At 60.4% G+C, this 18,894-nt stretch carries 23 protein-coding genes; 11 read left to right on the top strand and 12 right to left on the bottom strand.

Features of this window, described 5'->3' with window-relative positions; all coding sequences use genetic code 11:
- Position 1: 1 nt before the first annotated feature.
- Entirely contained in the window at positions 2-919 is a 918-nt protein-coding gene (gene cysD, locus FBY03_RS15965) for a sulfate adenylyltransferase subunit CysD (protein WP_147173354.1), read from the bottom strand.
- 195 nt (positions 920-1,114) lie between these two features.
- On the bottom strand, positions 1,115-1,873 hold the full coding sequence (locus tag FBY03_RS15960; protein ID WP_147173353.1) for a Nif3-like dinuclear metal center hexameric protein: 759 nt from the start codon (positions 1,871-1,873) through the stop codon (positions 1,115-1,117).
- A 109-nt stretch (positions 1,874-1,982) separates the two neighbouring features.
- On the opposite strand from FBY03_RS15960, the gene algW reads away from it, so the two are divergent.
- Entirely contained in the window at positions 1,983-3,125 is a 1,143-nt protein-coding gene (gene algW / locus FBY03_RS15955) for a Do family serine endopeptidase AlgW (RefSeq protein ID WP_147173352.1), read from the top strand.
- A gap of 18 nt (positions 3,126-3,143) precedes the next feature.
- On the opposite strand, the gene hisC is transcribed toward algW, so the two are convergent.
- The 10 genes from hisC to FBY03_RS15905 form a co-directional block, all read right to left on the bottom strand.
- Positions 3,144-4,196, bottom strand: a complete 1,053-nt coding sequence (gene hisC / locus FBY03_RS15950; protein ID WP_147173351.1) for a histidinol-phosphate transaminase — start codon at positions 4,194-4,196, stop codon at positions 3,144-3,146.
- A gap of 95 nt (positions 4,197-4,291) precedes the next feature.
- A complete protein-coding gene (gene hisD / locus FBY03_RS15945; RefSeq protein WP_147173350.1) occupies positions 4,292-5,602 on the bottom strand; it encodes a histidinol dehydrogenase in 1,311 nt (436 codons plus the stop codon).
- 123 nt (positions 5,603-5,725) lie between these two features.
- Positions 5,726-6,361, bottom strand: a complete 636-nt coding sequence (gene hisG / locus FBY03_RS15940; protein WP_147173349.1) for an ATP phosphoribosyltransferase — start codon at positions 6,359-6,361, stop codon at positions 5,726-5,728.
- A gap of 100 nt (positions 6,362-6,461) precedes the next feature.
- The gene (gene murA / locus FBY03_RS15935) at positions 6,462-7,727 is read right to left on the bottom strand and encodes a UDP-N-acetylglucosamine 1-carboxyvinyltransferase (protein WP_147173348.1); all 1,266 of its coding nucleotides are present in this window, start codon (positions 7,725-7,727) and stop codon (positions 6,462-6,464) included.
- 22 nt (positions 7,728-7,749) lie between these two features.
- On the bottom strand, positions 7,750-7,989 hold the full coding sequence (locus tag FBY03_RS15930) for a BolA family protein (RefSeq protein ID WP_025166875.1): 240 nt from the start codon (positions 7,987-7,989) through the stop codon (positions 7,750-7,752).
- Positions 7,990-8,124: 135 nt separating this feature from the next.
- Positions 8,125-8,433 carry a lipid asymmetry maintenance protein MlaB gene (locus tag FBY03_RS15925; protein ID WP_147173347.1) on the bottom strand — a complete coding sequence of 103 codons (309 nt, stop codon included), beginning with the start codon at positions 8,431-8,433 and terminating at the stop codon, positions 8,125-8,127.
- Positions 8,430-9,062: a phospholipid-binding protein MlaC gene (locus tag FBY03_RS15920; RefSeq protein ID WP_147173346.1), complete on the bottom strand. Its 633-nt coding sequence runs from the start codon at positions 9,060-9,062 to the stop codon at positions 8,430-8,432. The genes FBY03_RS15925 and FBY03_RS15920 overlap by 4 nt, the downstream gene beginning before the upstream one ends.
- Before the next feature lie 14 nt (positions 9,063-9,076).
- Entirely contained in the window at positions 9,077-9,547 is a 471-nt protein-coding gene (mlaD, locus tag FBY03_RS15915; RefSeq protein ID WP_147173345.1) for an outer membrane lipid asymmetry maintenance protein MlaD, read from the bottom strand.
- Positions 9,547-10,344, bottom strand: a complete 798-nt coding sequence (mlaE, locus tag FBY03_RS15910; RefSeq protein ID WP_147173344.1) for a lipid asymmetry maintenance ABC transporter permease subunit MlaE — start codon at positions 10,342-10,344, stop codon at positions 9,547-9,549. The genes mlaD and mlaE overlap by 1 nt, the downstream gene beginning before the upstream one ends.
- Positions 10,344-11,153, bottom strand: a complete 810-nt coding sequence (locus FBY03_RS15905) for an ATP-binding cassette domain-containing protein (RefSeq protein WP_147173343.1) — start codon at positions 11,151-11,153, stop codon at positions 10,344-10,346. Before FBY03_RS15905 ends, mlaE begins: the two co-directional genes overlap by 1 nt.
- Before the next feature lie 249 nt (positions 11,154-11,402).
- On the opposite strand from FBY03_RS15905, the gene FBY03_RS15900 reads away from it, so the two are divergent.
- From FBY03_RS15900 to FBY03_RS15855, 10 genes are all read left to right on the top strand, one after another.
- Positions 11,403-12,377 carry a KpsF/GutQ family sugar-phosphate isomerase gene (locus FBY03_RS15900; RefSeq protein ID WP_147173342.1) on the top strand — a complete coding sequence of 325 codons (975 nt, stop codon included), beginning with the start codon at positions 11,403-11,405 and terminating at the stop codon, positions 12,375-12,377.
- The gene (locus FBY03_RS15895) at positions 12,377-12,901 is read left to right on the top strand and encodes an HAD family hydrolase (protein ID WP_147173341.1); all 525 of its coding nucleotides are present in this window, start codon (positions 12,377-12,379) and stop codon (positions 12,899-12,901) included. The genes FBY03_RS15900 and FBY03_RS15895 overlap by 1 nt, the downstream gene beginning before the upstream one ends.
- Positions 12,902-12,909: 8 nt before the next feature.
- Positions 12,910-13,479, top strand: a complete 570-nt coding sequence (lptC, locus tag FBY03_RS15890; protein ID WP_147173340.1) for an LPS export ABC transporter periplasmic protein LptC — start codon at positions 12,910-12,912, stop codon at positions 13,477-13,479.
- Positions 13,466-14,008, top strand: coding sequence for a lipopolysaccharide transport periplasmic protein LptA (gene lptA, locus FBY03_RS15885; RefSeq protein WP_147173339.1), 543 nt, complete (start codon positions 13,466-13,468; stop codon positions 14,006-14,008). Before lptC ends, lptA begins: the two co-directional genes overlap by 14 nt.
- Before the next feature lie 2 nt (positions 14,009-14,010).
- Positions 14,011-14,736, top strand: a complete 726-nt coding sequence (lptB, locus tag FBY03_RS15880) for an LPS export ABC transporter ATP-binding protein (protein WP_147173338.1) — start codon at positions 14,011-14,013, stop codon at positions 14,734-14,736.
- A gap of 134 nt (positions 14,737-14,870) precedes the next feature.
- Positions 14,871-16,379, top strand: coding sequence for an RNA polymerase factor sigma-54 (locus FBY03_RS15875; protein ID WP_147173337.1), 1,509 nt, complete (start codon positions 14,871-14,873; stop codon positions 16,377-16,379).
- Positions 16,380-16,574: 195 nt separating this feature from the next.
- Positions 16,575-16,883 carry a ribosome hibernation-promoting factor, HPF/YfiA family gene (gene hpf, locus FBY03_RS15870; RefSeq protein WP_147173336.1) on the top strand — a complete coding sequence of 103 codons (309 nt, stop codon included), beginning with the start codon at positions 16,575-16,577 and terminating at the stop codon, positions 16,881-16,883.
- A gap of 15 nt (positions 16,884-16,898) precedes the next feature.
- Complete coding sequence (gene ptsN / locus FBY03_RS15865) at positions 16,899-17,363, top strand: PTS IIA-like nitrogen regulatory protein PtsN (RefSeq protein ID WP_147173335.1); 465 nt, start codon at positions 16,899-16,901, stop codon at positions 17,361-17,363.
- 237 nt (positions 17,364-17,600) lie between these two features.
- Entirely contained in the window at positions 17,601-18,458 is an 858-nt protein-coding gene (gene rapZ / locus FBY03_RS15860; protein ID WP_147173334.1) for an RNase adapter RapZ, read from the top strand.
- A gap of 12 nt (positions 18,459-18,470) precedes the next feature.
- Complete coding sequence (locus tag FBY03_RS15855; RefSeq protein ID WP_025166890.1) at positions 18,471-18,743, top strand: HPr family phosphocarrier protein; 273 nt, start codon at positions 18,471-18,473, stop codon at positions 18,741-18,743.
- Positions 18,744-18,894: the final 151 nt, after the last annotated feature.

Below are 18,894 nucleotides of genomic sequence, written 5' to 3'. Positions count from 1 at the left end.
GTTAAAAATACCCCTGACGTTTCTTGTCTTCCATCGAGCCGGCACCGTCGTGGTCGATCACCCGACCTTGGCGCTCGGAGGTCCGGGTCAGCAGCATTTCCTGGATGATATCGGTCAAGCTGGTCGCCTCGGACTCCACCGCACCGGTCAGCGGGTAGCAGCCCAGGGTACGGAAGCGCACTTTCTTCTTGACGATGCGCGCCTTGTCCTCATCGCTCAGGTGCTCGAGGATGCGCTCGTCATCGATCATGATCAGCGTGCCATTCTTCTCGATCACTTCCCGCTCGGCCGCGAAGTACAACGGCACGATTGGAATGCCTTCCAGATAGATGTATTGCCAGATGTCCAGTTCGGTCCAGTTCGACAGCGGGAACACGCGAATCGACTCGCCCTTGTTGACCTTGCCGTTGTAGACGTTCCACAGCTCGGGACGCTGGTTTTTTGGGTCCCAGCGGTGCTTGCTATCACGGAACGAGTACACCCGTTCCTTGGCGCGGGACTTTTCCTCGTCACGCCGCGCGCCACCAAAGGCCGCATCGAAACCATACTTGTCCAAGGCCTGCTTGAGGCCTTCGGTCTTCATGATATCGGTGTGCTTGGCGCTGCCGTGGGTGAAGGGGTTGATGCCCTGCGCCACGCCGTCCGGATTGACGTGGGTGATCAGGTCCAGTCCCAGCTCCTCGACCATCTTGTCGCGGAACGCATACATCTCCTGAAACTTCCAGCGGGTATCGACATGCATAACCGGGAACGGCAGCTTGCCGGGGAAGAACGCCTTGCGTGCTAAATGCAGCATCACGGCGGAATCTTTACCGATGGAATAGAGCATCACCGGGTTGTCGAATTCGGCGGCCACTTCACGAATGATGTGGATACTTTCCGCCTCTAGTTGTTTCAGGTGGGTCAATTTATCGAGCATGGCTACTCACGGATTGCTTTCTATTAGGGCCGAGGGCCGTGGACGTGGGCGCACTCTAGCACAGCGTCATCGTCTATTCAGGGCGCTGGTTAGATCGAAAAAATCTAGGTTTATACCCAGCGTTTCAGGCTACTACTCAGTTCAAGACTGGCGAAAAGCCCAGCAGCAAAGTCGGCCATGGCACTCAACATCCGGTTAAATCGGATTGGCGCAGTCGATAAACAGGTGTTCGATGGCAAAGCGTCGCGCCAGGTAATCGCCCAGTGCCTGCACGCCATACCGCTCAGTGGCATGATGCCCGGCGGCAATAAAACTAATGCCGTTTTCCCGCGCGCTATGGAAGGTCTGTTCGGACGCTTCGCCAGTCAGGTACAAATCGACACCCGCGGCTATTGCCTGGTCGATGTAGCCCTGACCACCACCGGTACACCAGCCGATGCGCCGAATCATCTGCGGGCCTTCGACCAGCAACGGCTCGCGCCCGAGTACCTGCTGCACGCGACGGGCAAAGTCACGCGGACTCACGGGCTCATTCAAGGAACCGATCAAGCCAACGGTACGTGGGTTGCCGGGCTCCAACGGGCCTTCGATGGTGATATCGAGTTGGCGCGCCAGCTGCACGTTATTGCCGACTTCCGGGTGCACATCGAGAGGCAGGTGATAGGCCAGCAGGCTGATGTCGTTGACCAGCAGAGTCTTCAGTCGACGTTGTTTCATGCCCGTGACGCAGGGGTTCTCGCCCTTCCAAAAATAACCATGATGCACCAGCAGCACATCGGCCTCGGCTGCCAGCGCGGCATCGAGCAACGCTTGGCTGGCCGTAACGCCGCTGACGATACGCCGCACCTGGGGGCGGCCTTCGACTTGTAAACCATTCGGGCAGTAATCGCTGATACGCTCTGCATCCAAATAGCGCTGCGTTTCCTCGACTAGGGTCGTCAGGGCAATGGCCATGTAGATTCCTCAACTCTGTGGCAAGCCGCTGCTTTATTGGCACACGGCCCTCTATAATGGCGCACCTTAAGGCCCTCGCGTGGCCCTCGCAACCCTCAGGATTCCATAGATGCTCAAGGCCCTGCGCTTTCTCGGCTGGCCCCTACTGGCCGGCGTACTGCTGGCTCTGCTGATCATTCAGCGCTACCCCCAATGGGTCGGCCTGCCGCAACAGGACGTGCAGATACGCCAGGCGCCCAGCAATAAGCGCAATCAGCAAGGCCCAGTATCCTACGCCGACGCGGTGAGCCTCGCCTCACCGGCGGTGGTCAACCTCTACACCACCAAGCTGGTCAACAAGCCCGCCCACCCGCTATTCGAAGACCCGCAGTTCCGCCGTTTCTTCGGCGACAACCTGCCCAAGCAACGGCGCATGGAATCCAGCCTCGGCTCCGCAGTCCTGATGAGCCCGGAAGGCTACCTGCTGACCAACAATCACGTGACCGCGGGCGCCGACCAGATCGTCGTGGCCTTGAGGGACGGTCGCGAAACCCTGGCACGGGTGATCGGCAGCGACCCGGAAACCGACCTGGCAGTCCTGAAAATCGACCTCGAGGACCTGCCCTCGATCACCCTGGGCCGCTCGGAGAATATCAAGATCGGCGACGTCACCCTGGCCATCGGCAATCCCTTCGGCGTCGGCCAGACCGTGACCATGGGCATCATCAGCGCGACTGGACGCAACCAGCTGGGCCTCAACACCTACGAAGACTTCATCCAGACCGATGCGGCGATCAACCCCGGCAACTCCGGCGGCGCGCTGGTCGATGCCCTCGGCAATCTGGTCGGCATCAACACCGCGATTTTCTCCAAGTCCGGCGGCTCGCAGGGCATCGGCTTCGCAATTCCGGTGAAGCTGGCGCTGGAAGTGATGCAGGCGATCATCGAGCACGGCCAGGTGATTCGTGGCTGGCTGGGCATCGAAGTGCAACCCTTGACCCCGGAGCTGGCCGAGTCGTTCGGCTTGGCGGGTCGCCCCGGTATCGTCGTCGCCGGGATTTATCGCGACGGGCCGGCGCAGCGTGCGGGCCTGCAACCGGGCGACCTGATCCTCAGCATCGACGGTGAAGCGGCCAGCGACGGCCGCCGCTCGATGAACCAAGTCGCCCGTACCAAGCCCGGCGATAAAATACACATCGAAGTCATACGCAATGCCGAGCTGATGCGCCTAACTGCCGAGGTCGGTGTGCGTCCCCCGGCAAACGGCAATTAATCCACAGAGGACCGCGCGTTACAGACTCTGCAGCGCCGCCAACAGCGCCTGATTCTGCTCTGGCGTGCCGATGGTGATGCGCAGAAACTGAGCAATCCGCGCCTGCTTGAAGTGACGCACTATCACCCCCTGCTCGCGTAACTGCGCCGCCAGCTGCGCCGCATCGTGCTGTGCATGGCGGGCGAAGACGAAGTTGGCGGCCGACGGCAGCACCTCGAAGCCCAGCTGCTGCAGCCCGGCCACGACCGCCTCACGACTGTCGATCACCGCTTGACAGGTCGTGGCGAAATACGCGCGATCCTCGAACGCCGCCGCCGCGCCGACGATGGCCAGACGATCCAGCGGGTAGGAATTGAAACTGTTCTTGATCCGCTCCAACGCCTCGATCAGGTCGGCATGCCCGACCGCCAGGCCGACCCGCAGGCCCGCCAGGGAGCGCGACTTGGACAGGGTCTGGGTCACCAGCAGGTTGGGGTATTGATCCACCAGGCCGATCGCCGTCTCACCGCCGAAGTCGATATAGGCCTCATCGACCAATACCACCGTCTCGGGATTGGCCTGTAGCAGACGCTCTATGGCCTCAAGCGCCAGCAGACAACCGGTCGGCGCATTGGGGTTGGGGAATATGATGCCGCCATTCGGCCGCGCGTAATCCTCGACGCGAATCTGCAACTGTTCATCCAGCTCGATCGCCTCGAAGGGGATGCCGTAGAGCCCACAGTAGACCGGGTAAAAACTGTAGGTCACATCGGGAAACAGCAGCGGCTGGCCATGCTGGAACAGGCCGTGGAAGGCATGCGCCAACACCTCGTCGGAACCGTTACCGACGAAGACCTGATTGGCCTGTACGCCGTAGTAGTCGGCCACCGCCTGCTTCAGCCGGTCGGCGTTAGGGTCAGGATACAGCCGTAGGTTGTCGCTCAGCTCGGCCTGCATGGCTGCGATGGCCTTGGGGGATGGGCCATAGGGGTTTTCGTTGGTGTTCAGCTTGACCAGCTTCGCCAACTTCGGCTGCTCACCTGGTACATAGGGCACCAGCGCTTTGACGAAGGGGCTCCAGAATTTGCTCATTGCCCTTCTCTCCTCGAATTTATTGCGGTCTGCTAGGTGTAGGAGCCGGCTTGTTGGCGATGTAGTTGCCTGCACGATCGCCAGCAAACTGGCGCCTAGGGCTTGATTCGATACTCGGCGCTACGCGCGTGAGCCGTCAGCGATTCGCCGCGGGCCAGTACCGAGGCGGTCTTGCCCAGTTCGGACGCCCCGTCTGCCGAGCAATAAATGATCGACGAGCGCTTCTGGAAGTCGTACACGCCCAACGGCGAGGAGAAGCGTGCAGTGCCCGAAGTCGGCAGCACGTGGTTCGGCCCGGCGCAGTAGTCGCCGAGTGCTTCGGCGGTATAGCGACCCATGAAGATCGCGCCGGCATGGCGGATCTGCGACAGGTACTGCTCTGGGTCCGCCACCGACAGCTCCAGGTGCTCCGGCGCGATGCGATTGGCCACTTCGATGGCCTGAGCCATATCCGCCACATGAATCAGCGCGCCACGGCTTTCGAGGGACGCGCGCACGATCTCGGCACGTTCCAGAGTGGGCAGCAGCTTGGCGATGCTCGCAGCGACCCGGTCGAGGAAGTCTGCATCCGGGCTGAGCAGAATGGACTGGGCATCTTCGTCATGCTCGGCCTGGGAGAACAGGTCCATGGCGATCCAGTCCGGATCGGTCTGGCCATCACAGACCACCAGGATTTCCGAGGGTCCGGCGATCATGTCGATACCGACCTTGCCGAATACGTGGCGCTTGGCGGTGGCCACATAGATGTTGCCCGGCCCGACTATCTTGTCCACCGGGGGCACGCTCTCGGTGCCATAGGCCAGCGCGGCCACGGCCTGAGCGCCACCGATGGTGAAGACCCGGTCGACCCCGGCGATGCAGGCGGCGGCCAGCACCAGCTCGTTGATTTCGCCGCGCGGGGTCGGCACCACCATCACCACTTCCGGCACACCGGCCACCTTGGCCGGGATGGCGTTCATCAACACCGAGGAGGGATAGGAGGCCTTGCCGCCCGGCACGTAGAGGCCGGCACGATCCAGCGGGGTGACCTGCTGGCCGAGGACCGTGCCGTCGGCTTCGGTATAGCGCCAGGAGTCCTGTTTCTGCTTCTCGTGATAGCGGCGCACGCGCTCGGCTGCCGTTTCCAGCGCCGCGCGCTGAGCCGGAGTGATGCGGGTCAGCGCCAGCTCCAGGCGCTCGCGCGGCAGGATCAGGTCGGCCATGCTGGCGACCTCGAGCCCATCGAAACGCTGGGTGTACTCGACCAAGGCAGCATCGCCGCGACTGCGCACGGCGTCGATAATCTCCAGCACACGCTGGTTGACGCCGTCGTCCGACACGCTTTCCCAGCTCAGCAGATGATCCAGATGACGGGCAAAGTCCTGGTCAGCGGCATTGAGTCGACGGATAGCGATAGGACTGGTCATAGCGGGCCTCATGATTGGCAATTGCTCGGGCGTCGCTAGGCTACCAAGCCCACCGTATGGACGCCCGAGAAAAGTGGCTATGACACGGATAGGCGGATGCGGCAAGGCGCCGCACTGAGGGTATTAGCTGGGGTGTCGCGCCTCAACGGCTTCACGCAGCGTGTCGATCAGCGCCTGAATGCGCGCGTGCTGCATCTTCATCGAGGCCTTGTTGACGATCAGCCGCGAGCTGACGTGGGCAATCAACTCCTGGGCTTCCAGGCCATTGGCGCGCAGGGTGTTGCCGGTATCCACTACATCAATGATCTTATCGGCCAAACCCACCAGCGGCGCCAGCTCCATCGAGCCGTACAGCTTGATCACATCGACCTGACGGCCCTGTTCAGCGTAGTAACGCTTGGCCACGTTGACGAACTTGGTGGCCACCCGCAGGCGCCCGCTCGGCTCCAGCGCACCGATCGCACCGGCGGTCATCAGCTTGCACTTGGCGATCTGCAAATCCAGCGGCTCATACAAACCCTGGCCGCCGTACTCCATCAGCACGTCCTTGCCCGCCACGCCGAGGTCGGCCGCACCATGCTCGACATACGTCGGCACATCGGTCGCGCGAACGATCAACAGGCGCACATCCTCCAGCGTGGTGGGGATGATCAGCTTGCGGCTTTTATCCGGATTCTCGGTTGGCTCGATACCGGCCGCAGCGAGCAACGGCAGGGTGTCATCGAGAATGCGGCCTTTGGACAGGGCAATCGTGAGCATGGTTAAAACATATCCTTAGAAACGGCTTGAAAACATCGCGAGCGCAGGTGAAGCGGCTGGCAACGCCGCCTCACCCAACGCAGCAGTTTTAAACTGCCTCTCAGCCCGGTACGCGACGGATCTTGGCACCCAACAACTGCAGTTTTTCCTCGATGCATTCGTAACCACGGTCAATGTGGTAAATGCGGTCGATCAGCGTATCGCCGTCGGCGACCAGCGCCGCGATGACCAAGCTGGCCGAGGCGCGCAGGTCGGTGGCCATCACCGGAGCCCCCTTCAGGCGCTCAGCACCACTGACGATCGCGGTATTGCCCTCTACCATGATCTGCGCACCCATGCGGGTCATCTCATAGACGTGCATAAAGCGGTTCTCGAACACGGTCTCGATCACCGTACCGGTGCCCTCGGCAATTGCATTGAGCGCAACAAACTGCGCCTGCATATCGGTCGGGAAGGCCGGATAGGGAGCGGTACGCAAGTTGACCGCCTTCGGCCGCTTGCCCTTCATGTCCAGCTCGATCCAGTCGTTGCCACAGGTGATTTCCGCACCGGCTTCCTGCAACTTGGACAGGACCGCCTCAAGCGTGGTCGGGTCGGCGTCTTTGACCTTCACTCGACCGCCTGTCGCAGCAGCTGCCACCAGGTAGGTGCCGGTTTCGATACGATCGGGCATCACACTGAAACGTGCGCCGCCGAGACGCTCGACGCCATCGATGATGATAGTGTCGGTACCGGCACCCTGGATCTTCGCGCCCATGGCAATCAGGCAATTGGCCAAGTCGACCACTTCCGGCTCGCGGGCGGCGTTTTCCAGCACGCTGCGACCCTTGGCCAGCGTGGCGGCCATCAAAATGTTTTCGGTGCCGGTCACGCTAACCGTGTCGAAGAAGAAGTGCGCGCCACGCAAACCGCCTTCCGGCGCCTTGGCCTTGATATAGCCGCCTTCCACATCGATCGTCGCGCCCATGGCTTCGAGGCCACGGATATGCAGGTCAACAGGCCGCGAGCCGATGGCACAGCCGCCCGGCAGGGCCACTTCGGCCTCACCAAAACGCGCCACCAGCGGCCCGAGCACCAGGATCGAAGCACGCATGGTTTTCACCAACTCATACGGCGCGACCAGGGTCTTGATCGCCCGCGCATCGACTTCCACACCGAGCTTTTCGTCGATGACCGGCTCAATGCCCATGCGCCCAAACAGCTCGATCATGGTGGTGATGTCGTGCAGGTGCGGCAAATTGCAGATAGTGATCGGCGCATCGCCCAGCAAGGTCGCGGCGAGAATCGGCAGGGCAGAGTTTTTCGCGCCGGAAATGCGAATTTCGCCATCGAGGCGCACACCGCCGGTAATAATCAGTTTGTCCATAGCTATCTCGTCGCCCGCAGGCTTAGGAACGCGCGGCCCAATCGGCACGGCTGAAGAATTTCATGCTCACCGCATGGATGCTGCCATCGGCAATCCAGGGATTAAGGTGGGCGTAGATCTGCTGTTGACGCTTGACCGGGCTCAAGCCCGCCAATTCATCACTCACCAGATTCAGCTGGAAGTTACAGCCTTCGCCTTCTACTTCCACCTGGGTGTTCGGCAGTTTAGCCTCTAGGAGACTCTTTACTTCTAAGGCCTGCATGCTCAACCTCGATCGGTGCATTGATTAACGACAGCAGAGCCTAGGCTCGCGGGTCGAGCATCATACAAAAAAGCCCCGCGCCTGCGAACCCCGCGCGACACTGCGCCGACCGGAGCCCCGACTACAGGGCGGGATTCAATCCTCCAGCGGCAGCACTTCGAGCAGCCCCGAAACACTGGCGATATCGCGCATATCCGCCGGCAGGCCACGCACCGTAAGGCTTTTACCTGCGGCCTTGGCGTCACGCATGAACGCCAGCAGCAGCGACAGCCCCACGCTGCTGGACTTCTCCACAGCAGCGCAATCGATCACACAGGCGGCGGCCTGGCTGGCGCCAATCAGACGCCCGCCCTGCTCACGCGTGGCCGGCCCACTGCGGTAATCGAGTATCCCAGATAGCAAGAACTCGCCAGGCGCTTGCTCGGCAATACGGGCCTGGCTCACGACTTGCCCTTGGCCTGACGCGCCTTAGCCACGGTATTGGCCCAGGTATCGATGACCTTATCCAGGTCATTGCCATTATTCTGCATGGACTGAGAGAACTGATCGCGGAACAATTTGCCAACGTTGATACCGTTGATCACCACGTTACGCAGCTTCCAGCCACCGTCCTGGCTGACCATGGTGTAGGACAGCGGATAAATCGTACCCTTGCCGTCCTTGATTTCCATGTTCACCGCCGTACGCTGTGGGTCCTGCTTACCACTGGCCGGCAGTACGCGAATATCCTGATTGTTGTATTCGAGCAAGGCGTTGCCGTAAAACTGCATCAGGCTGCGCTTGAAGTTTTCCTGGAAACGCTGCATTTGCTCCGGGCTTGCCTGGCGCGAATAACGCACCGTCATCACACCGCGGGAAATCCCCTCGACATCCACCACCGGGCCAAGGATGGTATTCAGCGCCGTGTAGAACGCCGATGGATCGTTGCGGTACTGCTCCTTATTGGCCTTCAAGTCCTCCAGCAAGGTGCTGGTGGTCTGCTGCACCACTTCATGAGCAGTCGGTGCGGCCACTGCAAACAACGGCAGGGCGGCCAGCAATATGAAAAAACTGTTACGCAGTGTCTTGAGCATCGTTACACCCCTCATCAATTGGCCTGATCTTTATTCACTGAGTTGAGCAGGAACTTACCGATCAGGTCTTCCAGCACCAGGGACGACTGGGTGTCGTGAATGGTGCTGCCATCGGCGAGCAACTCTTCATCCCCCCCCACACTGATGCCGATGTACTTCTCACCGAGTAAACCCGCCGTCAGGATCGAAGCGGTCGAATCCAGCGGCAGGTTGTCCACGTTCTTGTCCAGCGCCATGGTGACACGCCCGGTGTAGCTGTCACGATCCAGGTCGATCGCCGTCACCTTGCCGATGGTCACTCCCGCCGTAGTCACCTTGGCCCGTACGGTTAGACCGGCGATGTTGGTAAAGTGCGCATAGACCTTGTAGGTATTGTCGGCGCTGCCGACAGTAAGGCCGCTGACGCGTAGCGCCAGCAGCAGCAAGGCCAAGATTCCGACCAATAAGAACAGGCCGACACCGATTTCCAGGGTGCGGTTTTGCATCAGAAGTCTCCAAACATCAAAGCGGTCAAAATAAAGTCCAACCCCAACACGGCCAGCGAGGCGTAGACCACTGTCCGGGTCGTGGCGCGACTGATGCCTTCCGAAGTTGGCTCACAGTCATAGCCTTGGAATACGGCGATCCAGGTAACGACGAAGGCGAAGACCAGGCTTTTGATCACCCCATTGAGCACGTCTTCGCGGAACGCAACGCTGCTTTGCATATTGGCCCAGAACGAGCCTTCATAAACGCCGAGCCAGTCGACGGCAACCATCGCCCCGCCCCAAATGCCGACCACGCTGAAGATCATCGCCAGCAGCGGCATCGAGATGAAGCCGGCCCACAGCCGCGGCGCGACGATGTACTTGAGCGGATCGACGCCAATCATCGCCAGGCTGGACAGCTGCTCGGTGGACTTCATGTTGCCGATTTCCGCCGTCAGCGCCGAGCCGGCACGCCCGGCGAACAACAAGGCGGTGACCACCGGCCCCAGCTCACGCAGCAGCGTCAGCGCAACCATCTGCCCGACCGCCTGCTCCGACCCGTACTTCGCCAGGATACTAAACCCCTGCAGCGACAAGACCATGCCGATAAACACACCCGAGACCACGATGATCGCCAGGGACATGACCCCCACCGAATACAGCTGCTTGATCAACAGTTGCAGCGAATTGCCCGACGTCCCCCGCCCGAGTAGCGCGCGCAGGAGAAACACGGTGGAGCGTCCCAGCGTGGCGATCACATCGAGACCGGCACGACCGAACAGACGAATCCGCTCGAGCGTAGATGTCTTGCGCATCAGCGCTCCCCCAATAAATCGTCGCGGTAGTTCGCCGCCGGAAAATGGAAAGGCACCGGACCATCTGGCGTGCCTTGCATAAATTGGCGGACGCGCGGGTTCTCCGAGTTCATCAACTCTTCCGGCGTGCCCTGGCCCAGCACCTGGGTGTCACCCACGACATAGAGGTAGTCGGCAATACTGGCGGTTTCCGCCAAGTCGTGGGACACCACGATGCTGGTGATACCCAGGGCATCGTTGAGCAGACGAATCAAGCGCACCAAGACGCCCATGGCGATCGGGTCCTGGCCCACGAAGGGCTCGTCGTACATCAGGATTTGCGGGTCGAGGGCAATCGCCCGGGCCAGCGCAACGCGGCGTTTCATGCCGCCAGACAGCTCATCCGGCATCAAGTCCAGGGCACCGCGCAACCCCACGGCCTGCAGTTTCATCAGGACGATGTCACGAATCATTTCATCAGGCAGCTGGGTGTGCACACGCAACGGGAAGGCGACGTTCTCGAACACATCCAGATCGGTGAACAGCGCGCCACTTTGAAACAGCACGCCCATCTGCTTGCGCATATCGAACAGCTCGCCGCGCGAGAGCTTGGGCAGGTTCAGCCCATTGACCCATACCTCGCCCCGGCTCGGTTTGAGTTGCGCACCGATCAGGCGCAGCAGCGTGGTTTTGCCACAGCCTGAAGGCCCCATGATCGCGGTGACCTTACCGCGCGGGATACGAATATCGACATTATTGAAAATAGCCCGGTCGCCCCGCTGAAAGCTCACACCTTTCAGCTCGACTGCGTACTTATTCTCGGCGCTCATCTGGACTCCTTGCGAACAGCCTCCCTGACAGACGTCCCGCCTTGCACTAAAGACACCAGCATGACAGGACGAGCCGAAAATGGCCGCGCACTATAGCACCGCTCGATTAGCCGGCCCAAGCGGCAACGTTCACTGCCAAGCACCGCACAATTTGAGCTCAATCTATCACCCGAACGATTCAAAGGTGAGCACGCGGGTCTTTACCGCTATAATCGCCGCCTTTTCATTCGGCATGCCTCTCTAAACGCTATGAGCCAGTCCCACGAGCTGATCAAGTCCGCGCAACGCACCATCCGCTTGGAAATAGAGGCGGTCGAAGAGTTGTTGCAACGGATCGACACCGACTTCATCCGCGCCTGCGAGCTTATTCTGGCCAGCAAAGGCCGTGTGGTCGTGGTCGGCATGGGCAAATCCGGGCATATCGGCAACAAGATTGCCGCTACCCTGGCCAGCACAGGCACCACGGCATTCTTCGTCCACCCGGCCGAGGCCAGTCATGGCGACATGGGCATGATCACCCGTGACGACGTGGTGCTGGCCCTGTCCAACTCGGGCTCAACGGCGGAAATAGTCACCCTGCTGCCGCTGATCAAGCGCCTCGGCATCACCCTGATCAGCATGACCGGCAACCCCGACTCGCCGCTGGCCAAGGCGGCCGAGGTCAATCTGGACGCCCGCGTATCCCAGGAAGCCTGTCCACTCAACCTGGCGCCGACCTCCTCGACCACCGCCTCACTGGTACTCGGCGACGCCCTGGCCATCGCCTTGCTGGAAGCACGCGGTTTTACCGCCGAAGACTTCGCCTTCTCCCACCCAGGCGGCGCGCTGGGTCGGCGCCTGTTGCTCAAGGTCGAGAACGTGATGCATGCAGGCAAGAACCTGCCCCAGGTGCAGCGTGGTACGTCGCTGCGCGAGGCCCTGCTGGAGATGACCGAGAAAGGCCTGGGCATGACCGTCGTCCTGGAACAGGATGGCCGTCTCGCCGGAATATTCACCGACGGCGACCTGCGTCGCACCCTGGATCGCGGCATCGATGTGCGCCAGGCGAGCATCGATGAGGTGATGACCGTCCACGGCAAGACCGCCCGCGCAGAAATGCTCGCCGCCGAGGCCCTGAAAATCATGGAAGACCATAAGATCAGCGGGCTCGTGGTGGTCGATGACGGCGACCGGCCAGTCGGTGCCCTGAATATGCACGACCTGCTACGCGCTGGAGTGATGTGATGAACCCGGAACTGCAGCAACGCGCACAGGCGATCAAACTGGCGATCTTCGATGTCGATGGCGTGCTTACCGACGGCAAACTGTATTTCCTGGTCGACGGCAGCGAATTCAAGACCTTCAACACCCTCGACGGTCACGGCATCAAGATGCTGATCGCCTCAGGCGTACGCACCGCCATTATCAGCGGCCGCAAGACCCCGGTGGTCGAGCGCCGCGCGCAGAACCTCGGCATTCAGCACCTGTACCAGGGCCGTGAAGACAAATTGGTGGTACTCGATGAGCTTCTTGGCGAACTCGGCCTAAGCTATGAACAGGTCGCCTACCTGGGTGACGACCTGCCGGACCTGCCGGTGATACGCCGGGTTGGCCTGGGCATGGCCGTTGCCAGCGCGGACAGCTTTGTCCGCCAGCATGCCCACGGCGTGACCCAGGCGCGTGGCGGCGAAGGCGCCGCGCGCGAATTCTGCGAGCTGATCATGCGCGCCCAAGGCAGGCTGGACGCTGCTCAAGCCGCCTACCTGTAGAGCCTACTATGCTGCGTAAACTGCTGACCCCTATCCTGTTCGTCATTGCCGCCGCACTCCTGGCCGCGCTTGGCTACTGGAATATCAACCCCGATAGTTTTTCGGAGCGGCCGACCAAACCCGGCAGCGAAAACGCTATCGACTTCTACGTAATCAACGCCAAGACCGTGCAATACCAGGTCGACGGCAAGCTGCACTACGAGATGACCACGGACAAATTGAAGCACGTCAAGGCCACCGACATCACCCTGCTGACCAACCCGAACCTGGACCTGTATCGCGGCAGCGACTTTCCCTGGCACGTGCGCAGCGAGCGTGGCGAAGTGGCGCCAGAGGGCAAGAAAGTCGTACTCATCGACAAAGTGCGCGTCGAGCGCACCGATGCCAAGGGCCGCCCGACCATTCTCACGACCAGTCGCCTGACCGTATTCCCCGAGAAGGAATATGCGGAGACCCGGCAAGCCGTTAGAATCGACGCGGCCAATGGGGTGACCACGGCACAAGGAATGAAAGCGTACTTGAATGACGGCAGGATGCTCCTGCTGTCCAACGTAAGAGGCCAGCATGAGGTTCGTTAAAACCTTCCCCCTTCTCCTCGCTTTAAGTGCTGCGCTCGGAAGCGTCAGCGCTTGGGCGCTGCCATCCGACAGCGCGCAGCCTATTCGCGTGCAAGCCGACAGCGCAGAGCTTGACGACAGGCAAGGCGTTGCGGTTTATCGCGGCGACGTGGTAATTACCCAGGGCACCCTGAAAATCACGGGTAATACCGTGACCATCACGCAAAATGCCCAGGGCGACATCGAAGTCTTCACCGCAGTCGGCAAACCCGCCTACTACGAGCAAAAACCCGCTGCGGACAAACAGATCGTCAAGGCTTACGGGCTGACCATCCAGTATTTCGCAGCCAATGAGCGCATCGTGCTGATCGACCAAGCCAAGGTGATTCAGGAAGGCAACACCTTCGAAGGCGAGAAAATCGTCTATGACACCCAGCGCCAAATCGTCAATGCCGGCCGCGCCACCGGTACCAACGTCACCACGCCACGTCCACGCATCGACATGGTGATCCTGCCGAAGAACAAATCAGCCGAACAGCAGGCAGAGTAGCAATGGCCACTTTGAAAGCCCAACACCTGGCCAAGAGCTACAAAGGTCGCCAAGTCGTCCGCGACGTCAGCCTGAGCATCGACAGCGGGCAAATCGTCGGCCTGCTCGGCCCCAACGGCGCAGGCAAAACCACCTGCTTCTACATGATTGTCGGCCTGGTGCAGGCGGACCAAGGCCGCGTATTGATCGACGATCACGACGTCAGCCATCAACCGATGCATGGCCGGGCACGGGCCGGCATCGGCTACCTGCCGCAGGAAGCATCGATTTTCCGCAAGCTCAGCGTGGCTGACAACATCATGGCCATCCTCGAGACGCGCAAAGACCTCGACCGCCCCGGCCGCCGCAAGGAGCTGGAAAGCCTGCTGCAGGAATTCCATATCAGCCATATCCGCGACAACCTGGGCATGAGCCTGTCGGGAGGCGAACGGCGCCGCGTGGAAATTGCCCGCGCCCTGGCCACCGCACCGAAATTCATTTTGCTCGACGAGCCCTTTGCCGGCGTCGACCCGATTTCGGTCGGCGACATCAAGCAGATCATTCACCACCTCAAAGCCAAGGGTATCGGCGTACTGATCACCGATCACAACGTCCGCGAAACCCTGGACATTTGCGAAACCGCTTACATAGTCAATGACGGTCAATTGATCGCCGAAGGGAATGCCGAAGCCATTCTGGCCAACCAAATGGTCAAAGAAGTCTATCTGGGGCATGAGTTCCGCTTGTAATAACGGCTTTTCTCAACCGAACAGCAGCTAGCGCTAGGCAAATCACTTAAGCTCAGGCATATAATTTGCTTCCTTGTGGCGCTCAAAACGCCCTGTAGTGGATTGCGCACAGACGCCGGTAAATAAGGTCTGCAATGAAACCATCGCTAGTCCTGAAGATGGGCCAGCAGCTGACGATGACCCCGCAGCTGCAACAGGCCATCCGCCTACTCCAACTGTCCACCCTGGATCTGCAACAGGAGATCCAGGAGGCCTTGGAGTCCAACCCGATGCTCGAACGCCAGGAAGACGGCGAAGACTTCGACAATTCGGACCCCATGGCCGACGGCGCCGAAAACGCGACCCCGACCGCTCAGCAGGAACCCGCCCAGGCGGAAACCAGCTACCAGGAAACCGCGCAGACCGTGGACAACCTGGAGGACGGCGAGTGGGGCGAACGCATCCCGAATGAGCTACCGGTCGACACCGCCTGGGAAGATATCTACCAAACCAGCGCCAGCAGCCTGCCGAGCAATGACGACGACGAGTGGGACTTCACCACCCGCACCTCCGCAGGCGAAAGCCTGCAAAGCCACTTGCTCTGGCAACTCAACCTGGCGTCGATGTCCGATAAGGATCGCCTGATCGGCGTCACCCTGATCGACTGCATCAACGCCCAGGGCTACCTGGAGGAGACTCTCGAGGAAGTAGTGGACGCCTTCGACCCTGAGCTGGACATCGAACTGGACGAAGTGGAAGCCGTGCTGCACCGCATTCAACAGTTCGAACCGGCCGGCATCGCCGCGCGGGACTTGCGCGAATGCCTGCTGCTGCAACTGCGTCAACTGCCGGCCAAAACCCCCTGGCTAAGCGAAGCCCAGCGCCTGACAAACGACTACCTCGACTTGCTCGGAAGCCGCGATTTCAGCCAGCTGATGCGCCGCATGAAGCTCAAGGAAGACGAACTGCGGCAGATCGTCGAACTGATCCAAAGCCTCAATCCGCGCCCCGGTTCGCAGATCGAATCGGGCGAGCCGGAATACGTGGTCCCCGACGTCATCGTACGCAAGCACCACGACCGCTGGCTGGTCGAGCTGAATCAGGAGGCCATGCCGCGCCTGCGGGTCAACCCGCAGTATGCCGGCTTCGTGCGCCGCGCCGACGCCAGTGCCGACAACACCTTCATGCGCAACCAACTGCAAGAAGCCCGCTGGTTCATCAAGAGTCTGCAAAGCCGCAACGAAACCCTGATGAAAGTTGCCACGCAGATCGTCGAGCATCAGCGCGGCTTTCTCGACTATGGCGATGAAGCCATGAAACCCCTGGTGCTGCACGACATTGCCGAGGCCGTAGGCATGCATGAGTCGACCATCTCGCGGGTCACCACGCAAAAATTCATGCACACCCCACGCGGCATTTACGAGTTGAAGTACTTCTTCTCCAGCCATGTCAGTACCGCAGAAGGCGGCGAATGCTCGTCGACCGCGATCCGCGCCATCCTGAAGAAACTGGTCGCCGCGGAAAATGTAAAAAAGCCGTTGAGTGACAGCAAGATCGCTGGTTTACTGGAAGCACAGGGCATACAAGTGGCCCGCCGCACTGTCGCGAAATACCGTGAATCCCTCGGCATAGCGCCTTCCAGTGAGCGCAAGCGATTGATGTGAGGCGGCACGAGAGAAAAGACCGACCACACTGCATACAACACCCCTGGATTCGCCTCCATCAAAAGCAGCCATACTGCCCATACGCGAAGAGCGACAGTGCCCGGGCGAGTTCGATGCAACATTCTCAGCATTAAAGTGTTCCGGCGGCAGGCCCGTTAGCCTGCCTCTTACACACGGCAACAAGGAGAAAGCGGTATGCAAGTCAACATCAGTGGACACCAGCTGGATGTGACCGACGCCCTACGCGACTATATCGACGAGAAGCTCAGTCGATTGGAGCGCCACTTCGACAAAATCACTAATGTGCAAGTCACCATGGAGGTCGAGAAGCTCAAGCAGAAGATCGAGGCGACGCTGCACATTGCCGGCGGCGAAGTCGTCGCCAATGCTGTACATGACGACATGTATGCGGCCATCGATTTACTGACCGACAAACTCGACCGACAACTCATCAAGCACAAGGAAAAGCATCTCGACCGCCAGCAGGGTGCAATGGCCCGCTGACAGCGCCTATCTCCTATGATCCGACTTGAAAATATCCTGACCCCCGGCCGTTCCCTGGTGAACGTGCCGGGCGGCAGTAAAAAACGTGTTCTCGAACAGATTGCCAACCTGGTAGCGCGCGAGCTGCCCGACCTGGATGGCCAAGACATTTTCGAGAGTCTGATTGCCCGCGAAAAGCTCGGCTCGACCGGTTTCGGTAATGGCATCGCCATCCCACACTGTCGCCTGCCAGGCTGCACTGCGCCGATCAGCGCTCTGCTACGGCTGAGTACCGCGGTGGATTTCGATGCCATCGACGGCGTACCGGTCGACCTGCTGTTCGTCTTGATGGTGCCGGAGGCCGCCACCGACGAACACTTGGAACTACTCCGTCAGATTGCCAGCATGCTCGACCGCAGCGATGTACGCGAACGCCTACGCCAGGCAGCCAACAGTGACGCCCTGTATCAGGTCGTAGTGGACGTACAGAGCGGTCGCTAGACAGAGACGCTGTCAGGCGGCAAGGCGCGAGGAGAGTGGCTTGGCTACGGCAAATAAACGACGCGTGATGCAGGCCGACGACAGGATCACCCCGAGCCCCAGGGCGGCGTATCAACGTTCGCCCTGCGTCGCGGCAAGCCCAACCCCGAACATAGCCATTGCCTGCGTCACACCTCTAGCCTGGCGAGTTCCGCTGCGGCAACATGATACAACCCGCCATAGTTGCAGAGCCTAATCATGCGCTTGATCATCGTCAGCGGCCGCTCCGGCTCAGGCAAAAGCACCGCCCTCGATGTCCTTGAAGATAACGACTTCTACTGCATCGACAACCTGCCCGCCGGTTTGCTCCCCGAACTGGCCGAGCGCGCCCTGCTGCACACCGAACTGCTGCACCCGCAGGTGGCGGTATCAATCGATGCACGCAACCTGCCGAGCCAGCTCAAACGCTTCCCGGAACTGCTGGATGAAGTACGTGCCCGGCACATCCAGTGTGATGTGATTTACCTGGATGCCGACGAAGAGACCCTGCTCAAACGCTTTTCCGAAACGCGCCGACGCCACCCCCTGACCAATGAAAATCGCTCACTGGCGGAAGCCATTGCCGATGAAAGCCAGTTACTGGGGCCGATCATCGATCTGGCAGACCTGAAGATCGACACCACCCACCTCAACCTGTACCAGTTGCGCGACAGTCTCAAGTTGCGTCTGCTGAATCGGCCGGAACCCGGCACCGCGTTTCTGGTGGAGTCCTTCGGTTTTAAACGTGGCATGCCGGTGGATGCCGACCTGGTCTTCGATGTGCGCTGCCTGCCCAACCCCTATTGGAAACCGGACTTGCGCGACTACTCCGGCCTCAATCAACCGGTGGTGGAGTACCTGTCGGCCCAGGCCGATGTCGAAGAGATGTATCAGGACATCCTCACTTACCTGAAGAAGTGGCTGCCACGCTTCGCTGCCAGCAACCGCGCCTATGTCACGGTGGCGATCGGCTGTACCGGCGGTCACCACCGTTCGGTATACCTGGCCAACCGCCTCGGCGAGACCCTCAAACCCATCCTGAAAAACGTCCAGATTCGCCACCGCGACCTCAGTTAAGGAATTGCCGCGATGCCCACCTGCGAAATCACCATCATCAACAAACTGGGCTTGCACGCACGTGCTGCCGCCAAGTTTGTCGGCGTCGCAGGGCGCTTTCCTTGTCAGGTCAGGGTCGGTCGTGCGCCGGAAAGCCTGGTGGACGGCAAAAGCATCATGGCGGTGATGATGCTCGCCGCCGGCAAGGGCACACCGATTCACCTGCACACCGAAGGCGAACAAGACCACGACGCGCTATCTGCACTGGTGGAGCTGATCAACAACCGCTTCGACGAAGGCGAGTAAACGTTGCCAGGCAAACAAAAGCGGCTACCCGAACCAACGAGTAGCCGCTTTTTTTAGGCTCTGTCCCAAAATTGTGTTGCAAGGACTAAGCTTTAAGGCAGACATCCGCTTGTGAGGTCTGCCCACCATGGATACTCAAGCCTTTCAGCGC

The organism is Pseudomonas sp. SJZ079, assembly GCF_007993865.1.
Lineage (GTDB): Bacteria > Pseudomonadota > Gammaproteobacteria > Pseudomonadales > Pseudomonadaceae > Aquipseudomonas.
The sequence above is the reverse complement of the archived record's forward strand: the minus strand, read 5'-3'. Positions and strand labels throughout refer to the sequence as shown.

What these genes read in the sequence shown, in the direction of transcription:
- FBY03_RS15855 (WP_025166890.1), top strand. Translation starts at nt 18,471, where the DNA reads ATGCCCACCTGCGAAATCACCATCATCAACAAACTGGGCTTGCACGCA.
- FBY03_RS15930 (WP_025166875.1), bottom strand. Translation starts at nt 7,989, where the DNA reads ATGCAGGCCTTAGAAGTAAAGAGTCTCCTAGAGGCTAAACTGCCGAAC.
- lptB (WP_147173338.1), top strand. Translation starts at nt 14,011, where the DNA reads ATGGCCACTTTGAAAGCCCAACACCTGGCCAAGAGCTACAAAGGTCGC.
- FBY03_RS15875 (WP_147173337.1), top strand. Translation starts at nt 14,871, where the DNA reads ATGAAACCATCGCTAGTCCTGAAGATGGGCCAGCAGCTGACGATGACC.
- mlaE (WP_147173344.1), bottom strand. Translation starts at nt 10,344, where the DNA reads ATGCGCAAGACATCTACGCTCGAGCGGATTCGTCTGTTCGGTCGTGCC.
- hisD (WP_147173350.1), bottom strand. Translation starts at nt 5,602, where the DNA reads ATGACCAGTCCTATCGCTATCCGTCGACTCAATGCCGCTGACCAGGAC.
- lptA (WP_147173339.1), top strand. Translation starts at nt 13,466, where the DNA reads ATGAGGTTCGTTAAAACCTTCCCCCTTCTCCTCGCTTTAAGTGCTGCG.
- hisC (WP_147173351.1), bottom strand. Translation starts at nt 4,196, where the DNA reads ATGAGCAAATTCTGGAGCCCCTTCGTCAAAGCGCTGGTGCCCTATGTA.
- hisG (WP_147173349.1), bottom strand. Translation starts at nt 6,361, where the DNA reads ATGCTCACGATTGCCCTGTCCAAAGGCCGCATTCTCGATGACACCCTG.
- rapZ (WP_147173334.1), top strand. Translation starts at nt 17,601, where the DNA reads ATGCGCTTGATCATCGTCAGCGGCCGCTCCGGCTCAGGCAAAAGCACC.
- algW (WP_147173352.1), top strand. Translation starts at nt 1,983, where the DNA reads ATGCTCAAGGCCCTGCGCTTTCTCGGCTGGCCCCTACTGGCCGGCGTA.
- lptC (WP_147173340.1), top strand. Translation starts at nt 12,910, where the DNA reads ATGCTGCGTAAACTGCTGACCCCTATCCTGTTCGTCATTGCCGCCGCA.
- FBY03_RS15895 (WP_147173341.1), top strand. Translation starts at nt 12,377, where the DNA reads ATGAACCCGGAACTGCAGCAACGCGCACAGGCGATCAAACTGGCGATC.
- cysD (WP_147173354.1), bottom strand. Translation starts at nt 919, where the DNA reads ATGCTCGATAAATTGACCCACCTGAAACAACTAGAGGCGGAAAGTATC.
- FBY03_RS15905 (WP_147173343.1), bottom strand. Translation starts at nt 11,153, where the DNA reads ATGAGCGCCGAGAATAAGTACGCAGTCGAGCTGAAAGGTGTGAGCTTT.
- FBY03_RS15920 (WP_147173346.1), bottom strand. Translation starts at nt 9,062, where the DNA reads ATGCTCAAGACACTGCGTAACAGTTTTTTCATATTGCTGGCCGCCCTG.
- ptsN (WP_147173335.1), top strand. Translation starts at nt 16,899, where the DNA reads ATGATCCGACTTGAAAATATCCTGACCCCCGGCCGTTCCCTGGTGAAC.
- FBY03_RS15960 (WP_147173353.1), bottom strand. Translation starts at nt 1,873, where the DNA reads ATGGCCATTGCCCTGACGACCCTAGTCGAGGAAACGCAGCGCTATTTG.
- hpf (WP_147173336.1), top strand. Translation starts at nt 16,575, where the DNA reads ATGCAAGTCAACATCAGTGGACACCAGCTGGATGTGACCGACGCCCTA.
- FBY03_RS15900 (WP_147173342.1), top strand. Translation starts at nt 11,403, where the DNA reads ATGAGCCAGTCCCACGAGCTGATCAAGTCCGCGCAACGCACCATCCGC.
- mlaD (WP_147173345.1), bottom strand. Translation starts at nt 9,547, where the DNA reads ATGCAAAACCGCACCCTGGAAATCGGTGTCGGCCTGTTCTTATTGGTC.
- murA (WP_147173348.1), bottom strand. Translation starts at nt 7,727, where the DNA reads ATGGACAAACTGATTATTACCGGCGGTGTGCGCCTCGATGGCGAAATT.